The sequence below is a fragment of the Sphingorhabdus arenilitoris genome (genome assembly GCF_042651485.1).
In the GTDB taxonomy this organism is placed as follows: domain Bacteria; phylum Pseudomonadota; class Alphaproteobacteria; order Sphingomonadales; family Sphingomonadaceae; genus Sphingorhabdus_B; species Sphingorhabdus_B arenilitoris.
In genome coordinates, this window is sequence record NZ_JBHSDH010000013.1 from 1 (window position 1) to 13,477 (window position 13,477).

10 protein-coding genes are annotated in these 13,477 nt (G+C 54.7%); 2 read left to right on the plus strand and 8 right to left on the minus strand.

Annotated features, from left to right (window positions below; genetic code table 11):
- The first annotated feature begins 588 nt into the window (after positions 1 to 588).
- Complete coding sequence (locus ACFOWX_RS04100; RefSeq protein WP_381421596.1) at positions 589 to 2,355, plus strand: hypothetical protein; 1,767 nt, start codon at positions 589 to 591, stop codon at positions 2,353 to 2,355.
- Positions 2,356 to 2,711: 356 nt separating this feature from the next.
- Here ACFOWX_RS04100 and ACFOWX_RS04105 read toward each other — a convergent pair whose 3' ends face one another.
- From ACFOWX_RS04105 to ACFOWX_RS04125, 5 genes are all read right to left on the minus strand, one after another.
- Positions 2,712 to 4,409 carry an alkaline phosphatase family protein gene (locus ACFOWX_RS04105; RefSeq protein WP_381421598.1) on the minus strand — a complete coding sequence of 566 codons (1,698 nt, stop codon included), beginning with the start codon at positions 4,407 to 4,409 and terminating at the stop codon, positions 2,712 to 2,714.
- A gap of 68 nt (positions 4,410 to 4,477) precedes the next feature.
- Entirely contained in the window at positions 4,478 to 5,029 is a 552-nt protein-coding gene (locus ACFOWX_RS04110) for an AAA family ATPase (RefSeq protein ID WP_381421600.1), read from the minus strand.
- Between the two features lie 3 nt (positions 5,030 to 5,032).
- Positions 5,033 to 6,850, minus strand: coding sequence for a translational GTPase TypA (gene typA, locus ACFOWX_RS04115; protein ID WP_381421602.1), 1,818 nt, complete (start codon positions 6,848 to 6,850; stop codon positions 5,033 to 5,035).
- A 65-nt stretch (positions 6,851 to 6,915) separates the two neighbouring features.
- On the minus strand, positions 6,916 to 7,527 hold the full coding sequence (locus ACFOWX_RS04120; protein WP_381421604.1) for a hypothetical protein: 612 nt from the start codon (positions 7,525 to 7,527) through the stop codon (positions 6,916 to 6,918).
- A gap of 17 nt (positions 7,528 to 7,544) precedes the next feature.
- Positions 7,545 to 8,603, minus strand: a complete 1,059-nt coding sequence (locus tag ACFOWX_RS04125) for a TIGR00341 family protein (RefSeq protein ID WP_381421606.1) — start codon at positions 8,601 to 8,603, stop codon at positions 7,545 to 7,547.
- Positions 8,604 to 8,646: 43 nt separating this feature from the next.
- On the opposite strand from ACFOWX_RS04125, the gene ACFOWX_RS04130 reads away from it, so the two are divergent.
- On the plus strand, positions 8,647 to 9,603 hold the full coding sequence (locus ACFOWX_RS04130) for a bile acid:sodium symporter family protein (RefSeq protein WP_381421608.1): 957 nt from the start codon (positions 8,647 to 8,649) through the stop codon (positions 9,601 to 9,603).
- Positions 9,604 to 9,607: 4 nt separating this feature from the next.
- Here the strand turns inward: ACFOWX_RS04130 and ACFOWX_RS04135 are convergent, their stop codons facing one another.
- From ACFOWX_RS04135 to ACFOWX_RS04145, 3 genes are all read right to left on the minus strand, one after another.
- The gene (locus ACFOWX_RS04135) at positions 9,608 to 10,123 is read right to left on the minus strand and encodes a hypothetical protein (RefSeq protein WP_381421610.1); all 516 of its coding nucleotides are present in this window, start codon (positions 10,121 to 10,123) and stop codon (positions 9,608 to 9,610) included.
- 164 nt (positions 10,124 to 10,287) lie between these two features.
- Positions 10,288 to 12,795, minus strand: a complete 2,508-nt coding sequence (locus ACFOWX_RS04140) for an ABC transporter permease (RefSeq protein WP_381421612.1) — start codon at positions 12,793 to 12,795, stop codon at positions 10,288 to 10,290.
- Positions 12,792 to 13,463, minus strand: coding sequence for an ABC transporter ATP-binding protein (locus ACFOWX_RS04145; protein WP_381421614.1), 672 nt, complete (start codon positions 13,461 to 13,463; stop codon positions 12,792 to 12,794). The genes ACFOWX_RS04140 and ACFOWX_RS04145 overlap by 4 nt, the downstream gene beginning before the upstream one ends.
- Positions 13,464 to 13,477: the final 14 nt, after the last annotated feature.

Genomic DNA, 13,477 nt, shown 5'->3' on the forward strand with positions numbered 1-13,477 from the left:
ACATAGAGACGTCCATACCTACCGCCTGACCGCGATCATGAAGGCTCGAACACCAAAGGCTCCAATGCCGTTCGCAGACCTCGAAGACAACCATCGGTAATCGGGTAAAAAAACGTCACGAAAGCAGAACAATGCGAATATCAATTAGACAACTAAATTCAAGCCATCTTTTCCGCCGGTCTGTGTTGACTGACGGTAACCTTGCATCAGAACAAAGCGGCTGGCAACTCTATCCTACCCGGTATGTGCCTGATAAACAGTGACACGGCGCAGTAAAAGGGGACCGCGGTCACCGCAGCGCCCTATATTTCGCGCAAAGACGCAAAGGCACAAAGGAGCAGAAGGGGGCGGCGGAGCCTTCAATTACCATTTTGTTCGCGCAGGCCGTTGCTGGAGCAGAGAGTTATGCTACGTGTGACATCATTCCCATATCTGGTATTCGTTTAGTATAGTGTTCCTAGAGTTCCCGATAAATAAGTCGTTTAAGTGACGAATCCGCCATTGACAAAGCTGCCGCTATGCTATGAAACTGCCCCTGGGTCGATTGTCATTTGCCAAATATTTAGTTTGGCCTTGAGGATCAAAACAATGAAATTCACTATTGCTGCCCTAGGCCTCCCCGCACTTTTAGTCCTCTCTGCATTTGCCGCAACGGTAGCGAGAGCTGACGGCCCCGCCCCACCTACCTGGACGCCCCCTGGTGAAAAAGGACAATGTTCCCCGATTAAGGGTAGCAAGGCTTGCAAGCAGATTTTCCGTCCCTTTATTGTCAACAAAGCAGACGGATCGGGCGTCACAAGATTGTCGCTGATTGAAAGCACGAGCCTGTCCTATGCCGATGTTGCAAAAACAGCGAAAACGTTGGGTGAACCGCTGTTCCCCAAGAATGACAGTTACACGAAGAAAGCTCTCGCCAAGAGGTCTTATTTCGGCGTCATGCTTGATACCGAAAACGAAATAATTGAACCGGCGCTTTATCCACATATACTGCCGATATCTGACAAAGTCGCACTCGCACTAGCTAACACTAGCACTACTTTCTATCAGAAAAATAGTCCATATTACACTCCGGTCAATAAATATTATTTTGTAAATCTGGACGGCAAGCTCACTAAACCTGAACAGCCCGGGATCGATCCGGCTAATCTTTATTATGTTGGAGGTTATTACAGCGACCTTCCAGCGCAGATTTTCGAACTTATCGGGCGAGATACAGCGCGGGGCACTGTCACCCTTCGGCAATATGATAGTTATGGTCAGGAACGCGCCGTTTTCAACAACATCCTTTTGCATAAACGGCGCGATAATTTTGACTCTTTCGAAGTCAGTATCTATGCGAATAGTAAAGACAATTTTGTTATGTCCGCCTTAGAGCCTGCGACCGGTGAGCGGGCCTCTCTCTGGTTCAGAGCTGACGGTTCGGTGATTGGTTATCGCCCGCCAGCTGAAGTCCGCAGCATTCTCAATTTCGGAGCTAATCGAGCCGGATATGCGAAAAATACGCAGTCCCAATTGGTAGAAGTCATTGGCCGACTGCCTTTTAACACAGCGTTAAAAGATGACCGGTTGTACCACCCACTTGACGTAAACGGCGAGAGAGTTGCTGCACCATCCAACTTTATAGGAATGGCTCGATTACATTATAGTCGCGACAGTTACGGCGATCTGTCGACATCACAGAAATATTTCTCAGACTGGCTGTTGGTTTATGCCCTTCCGACCGGATATGGCTTTAAAATCTCCGCTCGCACATCAAGCTCTGTCGAATATCCTGCTTTGGTGAGGGCTGAAAATGTTCTTTTAGACGAGAAAACGCTCAAAATGTTCTCGGGCTTTGGCTTCTCACGTATTGCCGATGATAATCATGCGATGATTGTCAGGCCATTTGACCGCTATGAGCCAGATGGCGTAACGCCGGCGCAAGGGGCATTGCCCGACAAATGGCGCCGTGCAATTGATTGGCCAAGCATAAGCTTCACCGCAACCGAGGGAAGGATTGGGGAGATGGCCTACAATACTTCGACAGAGGCGTTTTTTGCATTTGGCCAACAAGCACTTGCACATAACCGCGAATATGCCAGAAGGATGGCCTTATACCAACAAGAGAAAGCTGCACAGGCCGCCGAGCGTGAAAGGGATCGCGCTATTCGTGAGGCCGAGCTGAAGGCTTATTATGAGAAACAAAGGCAACAAGAAGAGGAATATGCTAAAGAAAGGTCCAAATACCGACGCAAAACTGGGGCAGAAGAATTCCTAGAAGCACTGAAAAATCGGCGATCATATTCAATTGAACGCGCTGACGGCAGCAAAATTTATTGTCAAGATAATGGTGACGGAACCGAATATTGTTTTTGATAGATTGTGCCTGCATTCATTCTAGCGGGAATTACCGGGACACAAGAATAAATTCATGACGTTTTCCCCAGTGGCTCGGACCTTCATCACCCTCGCATCAGAAAAAGGTCAGTGGCAACGGCATCCTATTTGATATTGTGCCCTAAGTTGCTCTATGTCTGAAGAATTCTGGAAGCGGGCTAGCGCGGCGGGGGCTGGGTATTTCACGCGAAGGCGCAAAGATTTTGAAGATGGCGGCGCAGAGTGGTGAGGGCGCAGGGCAGCTCCGCCCCCTTGATAATCTTTGCGGTCTTTGCGTGAAATTATGGGCGGGTGATGGCAGTTGCTCGGTAATTCGGTAATTCTGGCAACGCCCCCTATTCGCAGCTTGTCCCTTCGCTGGCATCCAGATCGAGGCAGCGGCCGTCGAAGGCGTTTGTTTCCACCGGGAGTTTGATGAGCGCTGCCAATGTGGGCGCTATGTCGACCGTGCTGACCGACAAAGGCTGTTCAAAGCGGGCCATACCGCTGCGCCAGAATAGTATCGGCACGCGCCGATCATAATCCCATATGCTACCATGCGTGGCAACCGTGCCGCGTTTTGTATCGGGTATTGGCGTGATGCGCGGTTTTAGCGCGACGTAGAAATCGCCCGAACGGTCGGGGTGGAATGTGGCGCGGGCCCGTTCGATCAGGCTCCAGCTTTCGGGCGGCGTGCCCGCTGCGGGGACTTTTGTTGCCAGCAACTCGGCCCGCGAAAAAGCGGCGGCGACCATAGGATGCGCGCGGTAGGCGGCAAGCGCTTCGTCCAGCACTCTCGCCTTTGTCTTCGCGTCCAAATCCTTGTCAATCCAAACATCTCCCACGCCCCGGCTGTTCAGCGGTTGCCGCGCGAGTTTCAGCTTTGATGCGATAGCCGCGCCCATCACTTCGGGTGCGATGCTGGCGGTGATGCGCTGCGCCTCTGGCACGGCATGGCTGCGCAATCGTTCGGGCAGGTCATGGCCGCCATGATCGGCGGTCAGCACAACGGCATAGTCGGTGCCTTGTTCATCCAGCGCGCGGAAAAATACCTCCAATGTGTTATCCAGCACCAACAGGTTGAGGCACATTTCGCTGCCCGATGTGCCGTAGGTATGGCCAACATAGTCGGTGGCCGATGCGCCGATTGCGATCAAGTCGGTGGCCTCGCCCTGACCCAGCTTCATATCCGCGACTAAACCGGTGGCCAGACCGAATAACGCCATGTCGGAATAGGGGGAGGCGCGAAAACCGCGGGCGTCTCCCGCCGCTCTGGCAAATCGTCCGGTGCCGACCGTTTTGCCATCATCTATGGCGACGGCGCGGCTATGTGCTTGGCAGAATCCGGGCAGTTTTTCGTCGCTTGTCGCGGATGCAATCGCGGTTTGGACCTGTGAATTGACTTTCCGAACGGCGGGCGGCACGGCGCGCCCGGCATAGCTTGTGAATTTTTTGCTGTCGTTATCCCACCACCATAGCTCATCAACGTCATGCCCGCCCATCATCACTGCGGCGCGGTCTTTGCCCGCCACGGAAACGACGCGTGAGGCGGCATTTGCCTTTTTCATCCGCTCACCCAGGGTGGGGACCAGCAGATGCACGTCGGATACCGTATATTTATCCGAATTGCTTCCGGGAACGCTTTCATCCTCGGCGCAATAAATGCCTTTATCCTCGCGCCCGGTATTCAGGTCGATCCAGTCATTGGCGATAATGCCGCTGCGCGCTGGGTAAACGCCGGTTAGGATGGTGGAATGCCCTGGGCAGGTTTCGGTGGCCGATTGCGCTTGATAGCCCGATGGGAAAACCGCGCCTTCCTGCAACCGTTGCAGCCCGCCTGTAAACTCGCGGCGATATTCGGCGAACAGGTCGGCGGAAAATTGATCGACGGAAATGGCGACAATTAACTTGGGTGGAGCATTGTCAGCCGGCGGCGCGGCATCGGCGATCGGGGCTCCGGCTTGATATACCACTGTTTGCGCCGTGACGGGCATCGGGGCCGCGCAAAGCAGGGCGATTACAGACAGGCTGCTACGAAAAATATTGGCGGTCATTGGCACCTCAAACGCAAAAAACGAATATGCTCACCATAAGCAAATGAAAGCGTTATGGAAGGCTTAGTTTACGGTGGTGTGACACGCGATATATTCGCAAGAAGATAATCGACGCGCTCATCAATAGGTATTTTAGGTAATTTGATGATCGAATAACCGGCCTTTTGATAGGCCGCATGCAGCGGAGCAAATTCCAACAACGCCTCATCAAAAGATTTAGGCCGCTGGGCATCTTTGACGTATATTTCGGACCAGGGCGGCACGATGAAGACCGATTTGTGGTAACGATAAGTATGTATGGCCTTGGTGAGTTCCGCTGGAACGGCTAAGTTGTGTTGCTCGAGGTAGGCAACCGGGTCAATCAGGCTGCGGTCCATGAACACATGGCCGACTTGGTTTTCGGTATCTTGAAATTGAGCAATGGCTTTTTCAGCCAACCTTAGCGCAAATGCTTCTGGGTTTAACCACGGCAAGGCACCGCCACCTATGGCCATTTCTTCACGCACAATCATCCTGCCTGCTTCTTGCACAGTAGCAAAACCACGTTCTGCCAAGGCATCAATCATTGATGACTTCCCGCCGCCTGAACATCCGGAGATGACGATGCGGCGGGGCGGCATTGTTTAGGCGGCTTTTTTGCGCGACGCTTTTTTGCGTTCGTTGGGATCAAGGATCGCTTTGCGCAAACGGATGGATTTGGGCGTTACTTCCACCATTTCGTCATCATCCACATAGGCGATCGCTTGCTCCAGCGTCATGCGCCATGGCGGCGTCAGGCGGATGGCGTCGTCCTTTCCGGTTGAGCGGAAGTTGGTCAGCTGCTTCGATTTCATCGGGTTGACTTCCAAATCATCGGGCTTCGCATTTTCGCCGATAATCATGCCTTCATATAGCGGCTCACCGGGGCTGACCATCAATATGCCGCGCTCTTCCAATGGGCCGAGCGCGTACGCCACGGCCTCACCATTGCCGTTGGAGATTAAAACGCCATTTTTGCGGCCGCCAATATTGCCCCGATGCGGGCCATATTTTTCGAACAGGCGGTTCATGATGCCGGTGCCGCGCGTATCGGACAGAAATTCGCCATGATACCCGATCAAGCCGCGCGATGGTGCGATAAAGCTGATCCGGGTTTTGCCGCCGCCCGATGGACGCATATCGGTCATTTCGCCTTTACGCTCCGCCATTTTTTCGACGACCGTGCCAGAAAATTCATCATCAACGTCGATCACAACCGCTTCATAAGGTTCGGTTTTGGCGCCGGTTTCGTCTTCACCGAACAACACGCGCGGGCGCGAAATGCCCAATTCAAATCCTTCGCGCCGCATCGTTTCGATTAACACGCCGAGCTGTAATTCACCCCGGCCTGCAACTTCAAAGCTGTCTTTATCGGCGGATTCGGTGACGCGGATGGCGACATTGCTCTCGGCTTCGCGCAGCAAACGGTCACGGATCATACGGCTGGTTACTTTGTCACCTTCGCGGCCGGCCATTGGCGAATCATTCACCGAAAAACGCATCGACAATGTCGGCGGATCAATCGGCTGCGCCTGAAGCGGTTCAGTCACTGTAATGTCGGCAATGGTATCGGCGACAGTCGCGGTGGTCAGGCCCGCGAGCGAGATGATGTCGCCGGCCTTTGCCTCATCAACCGGGATACGTTCCAATCCGCGAAAAGACATGATTTTCGAAGCACGGCCAGCTTCGACCTTTTTGCCATCGGGGTTCAGCGCGTGAATTTGCTGGTTCACCTTCACCCGCCCCGACAATACGAGGCCAGTGAGGATGCGGCCCAAGAAATTGTCGCGGTCGAGCAACGTGACCAGCATTTTAAATTCACCGTCTACATCGGCCTTTGGCTCTGGTACATGGTCGACGATGGTTTGGAACATCGGCGTCAAATCGCCTTCGCGCGCAGTCGGTTCGAGCGAGGCATAACCATTGCGGCCCGATGCAAACAGCACAGGGAAATCAAGCTGTTCATCGGTCGCATCGAGCGAGACAAATAGGTCGAACACTTCGTCCAATACCTCTTGAATACGCTCATCCGGGCGGTCTACTTTATTGACGACGACGATAGGGCGCAGGCCGAGGGCGAGCGCTTTGCCGGTAACAAATTTGGTTTGCGGCATGGCCCCTTCGGAGGAATCAACGAGCAGGATGACGCCGTCAACCATCGACAGGATGCGCTCAACTTCGCCGCCGAAATCGGCGTGTCCAGGTGTATCAACAATGTTGATCCGCGTGCCTTGCCATTCGACGCTGGTGCATTTGGCGAGAATCGTGATGCCGCGCTCTTTTTCCAGATCGTTGCTGTCCATCGCTCTTTCTTCAACGCGCTGATTTTCGCGGAAGGTGCCGGATTGGCGGAAAAGCTGATCAACCAGGGTGGTTTTGCCATGATCGACGTGGGCGATAATGGCGATATTACGCAAAGACATTCGAATAAACCTTTTGGGAGTAAGGCAGCATCATACCGCCATTCATGCGCGCGCCTTTAGCGCGGTTAGTGCTGCGGCGCAACAACGGAACGGCAGGGTGATGATTTTGATGAATAATCTTTGCCCCAATTACGGTAGCCTGCAGTATCAATATGGAACCGCGTCCCGCGATATATACCAAGGCCCATTTGCGCAGATTTGCCCTTGGACCTGTGCAAAGTGCAGAGTTTTTGAATCAAAACAGGGCGATCCATTTTGCCCACCGGTTGCATATCAATAGCAAAAAAGCGCAAATGGAAGCTTTTACTCGCACCTTTAATACATGTGTTTATGCTCGGCTCCCTAAATACAGAGACGGCTTCCACTGGCCCTAAAATCGGAATGATCTCGCGCTGGACCAATTTTAACGTGGCGACCATATTGGGCCAATATTTGCGAGGCGGAACAGAAAATGGATCGGCACCGCATTTTTTCCATCGGACGTCGCTGCGCAGCAGCTCCGCAATTGGCAGAATATGCGCAACGTCCCTTTCCGCAAAATAGTTTTCCAGCGCTGCGACATTTTTTGTATTGTCCGTTTGTGCGATCCAACGGCGATATTCATCGTCGGAAGGCTTGGAATGCTGTTCCTTGCAGGCGGTAAGCAACAATGAAAATGCCGCGAGCAAAAATATCATGGAGCCAAGGCGGCTTATCACATCAGCATCCCCAATTCCCACACCGAACGGCCAGTGATTAACGCCGCCAAGAGAAATAAGATGACGATCCAGACAAATAATATCCCGCCCGTTATCCGCCATTCCTTTGGTGGCAGGCCTTGGATCAAAAATGTGGCGATGCCAGCAATGTTGATACAGACCAAATTTGTCGCAAACAGGAATAGCGCCCTTGCCGCCAGTCCATATTCCCCGATCCCAGCGTAAATTCCGGTGGCCGCAAGCGGGGGGATGAGCGCGACGGCGATCATAACCCCGACCAGCGTTAAGGCCGATCCGCGGCTGAATGCCAATACACCGGCCATCCCGCTGGCTAACGCTAAAGTGATATCAGCAGGGTGCACGATCGTCCGGTTATGTAATTCAGATGCCATTGGATCAATCGTCGCAGTCAGTCCAATGATGAGGCCCGACGCTATCCCAAAAATACTGCCGACTATCAAGGTCAGCAAAGCCTTGCGGCCCAATTTCATATCGCCGATGGTGGCCGCCAACGCCGTGCCGATCGACGGTCCCAGCAGTGGCGCAATAATCATCGCACCGATTATCGCAGCAACTTGATTGCTACGCATACCCAGTCCCGCGATGATCGATGATAAAATGACATTCAGCAAAAAGGCTGGTCTTATATGCAGGCTTTCCTGAATATCGTCATAAATTTCCTCTGTGCTGATCCGGTCACGAACAAAAAAGCGTTCAATGGCTGTTGGCGCGCGTGTGGGTGCTGGAAAAGCGACTTCGCTGCCCGGAATTTCCGATACTGGCGGAATGATCGCTTCGGGGATCGACACATAGGCGTTGAAGCCTTCGACATCGGCGAATGCGGTCATTAATTCATCAAGCAATGCATCGACGCGCCGCTGCTGCACGATGCAACTGGTTTTTTCCATCTGTCCGGGTACGGTTTGCCGCCAAAACCGGCTGCTTTGGTGGCTCAATATTTGGGACAGCTTGTTATATTGGCTATCGGGTAATATTATTTCGATCAGGCGCGCAGTCATGTTTGCGACGATACTGGTTTTTTCGAAATTGCCCAATGCCTATTGTTGTTCGCGGCTGCCTCCGGCAAGGGGGGGTGCAATGTCTCGATTACTCCCTGACCGATTTATAGTGCTGATATTGATGGCTTTGGCGGCTGGATGGTTGCTGCCGGTCGGCGGGGCCGCGCTCGATGTTGCGCAAAATGTAATTTTTATCGGCGTTTTCCTGCTATTTTTTCTGCACGGCCTTCGCCTGCCGCGCGGTGAAGTGGTGAAAGCAGCGCGAAGCTGGCGCGTGCAGGCGGCGATGATGGGTTTTATATTCATTGCCATGCCCATTGCGGGCTGGGGCCTTGCCAGTGCGGCATCACCCGCGCTGCCGCCGTTACTGGTCGCTGGGATCATTTACACCGCGATCCTGCCCTCCACTGTGCAATCGGCAATCAGCTATAGTTCGATAGCACAAGGTAATGTCGCGGCGTCGGTCATTGGGGCGGCGCTATCCAATTTGGCCGGTATCGTGCTGACTCCGGCGCTGGCTGCCTTATTGCTGGGCGCGGCGGGTGTGGGGCTGGACAGCAATGTCATCGTTAAAATTGCGACGATGCTGATGTTGCCTTTTGCGCTGGGCCAATTGGCGCAGCGGCTATTGGGCGAGTGGGCGGCGCGGCAAAAGGCGTTGCTCGGCTTTTTTGACAAAGGCGTCATATTGCTTGCGGTTTACATCAGCTTTGCCGGGGCCGTGGCATCGGGCGCGTTGATGCAGCTGGATGGACCGATTTGGGTGGCGCTGGCTCTCACGCTCGCGTTATTGCTGGCTGCGGCCTTTGCCGGCGCGATGCTGCTCGGCGGGCTGTTGCAGATGGAGCGGGCCGACCGGATCAGCCTGATATTCGCAGGCGCACATAAAAGCATCGCAACCGGCGCACCGATGGCGGCGATATTATTTGGTGGTAATGCGGGGCTGATCATCCTGCCCGCCATTCTCTATCACATGGCGCAGTTAGTGATTAGCGCACCGCTCGCCGCGCGGCTGGCCCGCAACCACCCCAAATAGAGCTCTATTTCAAACAGCTACCCATGAACAGTCCCTGCGGCAGAGCGACGGGTTCATCAAGCGTTTCGCCGGTTTCGATATCTGTATATTTTTCGTCATACCAAAAATATTTGGAGACGTCGGGAATATAGATCGCAACAGGCGCCATATCGCCAGATTGCGGTGCATCGGGTAAGCGAACAAGCCCGCCCGCTTGGTTTTGTGCAAAACCATGGAATGCAATCGGATCGTCGGGCTGGTCCTCCGCTGGCATGGATTGTCCTAATTCTGCATCATCGACGGTCACTTGCAAATAGGTCCCGCCAAAGCCTTGTGAAGCTTCAAAGGAAAAATCGCGGACAAATGCGCTGCCCGTCACCATCAGCAGCAGATCCGACGCGGCGCTGGGGCGTATCTTAGGCTGGGTGAAACTAATCTCCCACGCCTTTTCGCCGGCAATCGTATAAACCGCATCCTGTATTGTGCAGGGCAGGGCAGTCAGCGGGGCTTCCTCGCCGCCTGCTGTTTCCGTTTGGTCCAAACTCTCCGCCGCGCATGCGTTCCCGGATGCTGCATCACAGCTCAGCGGTTGGGCCGCGGTCAATAAAAATAAAGAAGACAGGACAAATGACATAGGAAACCCCCCGTATTAAATGACCCGCTGTCTAACTGCTATAAATCCCCGAAATTTCCAAGGCCTTTTTTTTACAGGCTGCGCAATGCTTCTGCTGGACGGGCGGCCAAGATGGGCAGCGATCCCAACAGCCCCAGCAGGAACGTCACCCCAGCGCCGCCGACCAAAGTGACCGCGAGCACGCCATAATCGGGTGCAAATTTGAAATCGAATATCTGCACCACCACATACCAGCCAGCGCCCATGCCCAGTGCGAGGGAGAGCAAGCCAAGCAATAGCGCCAATATGGCATATTCCATCGCCTGCGCTCCCAATATCTGGCTGCGGGTCGAACCCAGAAGTTTCAGAATCACGCTGTCATAAATGCGGCTGGCCCGGCTGGCAGCAATCGCGCCGACCAGCACTGCGATACCGGCCAATATTGCTATCGAGGCGGCAGCGGCGATGGCCTGCGCCATTTGCGTCAGCAGGCCGGTAACCTGTGTCACAACCTCTCCCACTTCAATCAGCGAAGTCGAGGGGAATGCCGGAGGAATGGATTTTGCAATCGCGGCTTCGGCGGATTCGGGCACGGTCAGCGTCGCAACCATATTATGCGGCGCCGCGTCGAGCGAGCCGGGCGAGAATACCATCACATAGTTGAGCCCGAAATTGTCCCATTCCACTTTGCGCAGCGATGCTATTTTCGCGGTCACTTCGACGCCCAGCAAGCTGATCGTAATATCATCGCCGACGCCAACGCCAAGCGAGGCCGCAACCTCTTCCTCCATGCTAAGCAGCGGCGGTCCCCGGTAACCCGCATCCCACCATTGGCCAGCAGTAATTTCGCTGCCCGCAGGCAGGACGGCACTATAGGTGAGGCCGCGGTCGCCGTTCAGCACCCATGCGCCGGGCGGCAATTCGTCCATTTCATCTACGCGCTGTCCAGCATAGGCGATGATCCGTCCGCGCAGCGCGGGGATCATGTTGATTTGTGCATCGGGTGCGGCTTTGGTCACCATATCACGGAAACGCTGTGCATCCGGGCGGGGAATGTCGAGTGCGAAAAAGCTAGGAGCGCGTTCGGGCACACTGCGGTCAATTTCATTGTTGATGCTCGTCTGAATCGTAGCCAGCGTGGTGAATAAAGTAAGGCCAAGGCCTAGCGCGACAACCAATGCCTGTGTCTGCGCCCCGGGCCGGTGCAAATTGGCCAGCGCCAGCCGGAACAACGGCTTTTTGGGCCGGGGCAGGCGCATGGCGACCCAGCGGACGGCAAATGCAATCGCCGTCAGGATCAACAGCAATGCGAAGGCGGCGGCAATAAAGCCAGCCGAAAATAGCGGCTCGCGCGCAGTGCCGACGGCGAGCGCAACGATGGCCGCAATCGCCGCACACACTCCGGCGATGCTTTTTTTGTCTGGCCGCGAAGTTCCGTTTGTTACCGCACGAAATAGCCCCGCAGCTGGCACCGTCCGGGCACGGGCCAGCGGCGGCAAGGCAAAAGCGATGGCGATCAACAATCCATAGACGGCGCTGACCATCAAAGGAATGGGATATAGCGCAAAACCAGCAGGGACAGGCAGCAGGTCGCCGATAATCAACCCTATTGCCTGAGGGGCGATGCTGCCAATCAACAAACCGGCCAATATCGCAACGGCGGCAACGGCCATGATCTGGATCATGAATATACGGAATATCATTTGGCTATCCGCGCCAGTAACTTTCAAAGTCGCGATGCTTGGCCGCTTGCTTTCCAAATAGCTGCTGACCCCATTGCCCACTCCAATTCCGGCAATGACCAATGCGGCGAGGCCAACCAATGTCAGAAATTGCCCCATGCGTTCGATGAAGCGCCTTGTCCCCGGTGCACCATTGGAACGGTCGGTAATTTCAAATCCGGCGGAGGGGAAGCGGCTTTCAATCTGTTTAACCGTTACCGCCGGGTCGGCGTTGGCGGGAAGTTTGATGCGGTATTTGGCTTGAAACAGGCTACCTGGTTGGATCAGCTTGGTATCGGGCAGGGAGTCCAGACTGATGATCGCAACTGGCCCCAGAGTGAAGCCTTCGCCCAGCCGGTCGGGCTCTTCACCGATAATGCCAGCAACCGTAAAGCGCGCCTCGCCAAATCGCACGATACCGCCTGTTTTAATATCCAACCGGTCGGCCAATGTTGGGCCGATGTAAATCTGCCCTTTTGGCGGCGCTTTGACGGCGCGGCCGTCGGATAGGGTTAGCTGGCCATAAAAGGGATAAGCACTGTCGGCGGCTTTCAACTCGGCCAGCAAGCTGTCTTGGCCTGCACCGCCAATCGCCATCGCGCGAAGCCGAACGGTTTCGGACAGCTGCCCCATGCTGCGCAGCGCCGCCAATTCTTCGGCTGTTGCCATGCGCTGTGCCGTTTCCACCTCAACATCGCCGCCCAAAATGGATTGGCCGCGGTTTGACAATTCAGTAGCGATACCGGCGGTTAAGCTGCCGATTGCGGCCAAGGTCGCGACCCCCAGAAACAAGCAAACGGCAAGCAAGCGCAGCCCACGTATCCGCGCATTCAAATCGCGCCGAGCAATATGCCAAGCTATCGTCCAAAGACGGATCAAATCGCTTGCTCCACAATCACACCATTTTGCATGGTCACAATGCGGTCGCACCGTTTCGCCAGTTCCGGATCATGGGTGATGATAAGCAACGTCGCGTTCAACTCTTTGCGCCGGGTGAAAAGCAAATCGATAATGCCCGCGCCGGTTTCGCTATCCAGATTGCCGGTGGGTTCATCGGCAAAGATGATCTTTGGCATTGCCGCCATCGCCCGCGCAATCGCCACGCGCTGCTGCTCTCCGCCCGATAGCTGTGAGGGATAATGGTCAACGCGGTGGCCAAGGCCGACGACATTTAATTCGCGCTCCGCATCCTGAAACGCATCGCTCATCCCCGCCAGTTCCATAGGGATAGCCACATTTTCGAGCGCGGTCATGGTGGGAAGCAGATGAAATGCCTGCAAAACAACGCCAATTTTCCCGCGCCGCGCTCTGGCCAGTCCGTCTTCGTCTAGTGCAGTGAAATCGGTTCCAGCGACTTCGACTTTGCCGCTGGTTGCGCGCTCCAACCCTGCGAGCACGGCCATAAGCGAGCTTTTGCCCGACCCAGATGGTCCGAGCAATGCGATGCTGCTGCCATAAGGGACCGACAGGTCGACGCCGCGCAAAATTGACACCGGCGCGGTTTTTGTGCCGAGTGTAAGCGTGACATTTGACGCGCGGATTGCCATATCCGTTTCATGGC

Bases quoted from the DNA above. Each gene is read 5' to 3' on its own strand.
- ACFOWX_RS04100 (WP_381421596.1), top strand. From the start codon at position 589: ATGAAATTCACTATTGCTGCCCTAGGCCTCCCCGCACTTTTAGTCCTC.
- ACFOWX_RS04105 (WP_381421598.1), bottom strand. From the start codon at position 4,409: ATGACCGCCAATATTTTTCGTAGCAGCCTGTCTGTAATCGCCCTGCTT.
- ACFOWX_RS04110 (WP_381421600.1), bottom strand. From the start codon at position 5,029: ATGCCGCCCCGCCGCATCGTCATCTCCGGATGTTCAGGCGGCGGGAAG.
- typA (WP_381421602.1), bottom strand. From the start codon at position 6,850: ATGTCTTTGCGTAATATCGCCATTATCGCCCACGTCGATCATGGCAAA.
- ACFOWX_RS04120 (WP_381421604.1), bottom strand. From the start codon at position 7,527: ATGATATTTTTGCTCGCGGCATTTTCATTGTTGCTTACCGCCTGCAAG.
- ACFOWX_RS04130 (WP_381421608.1), top strand. From the start codon at position 8,647: ATGTCTCGATTACTCCCTGACCGATTTATAGTGCTGATATTGATGGCT.
- ACFOWX_RS04145 (WP_381421614.1), bottom strand. From the start codon at position 13,463: ATGGCAATCCGCGCGTCAAATGTCACGCTTACACTCGGCACAAAAACC.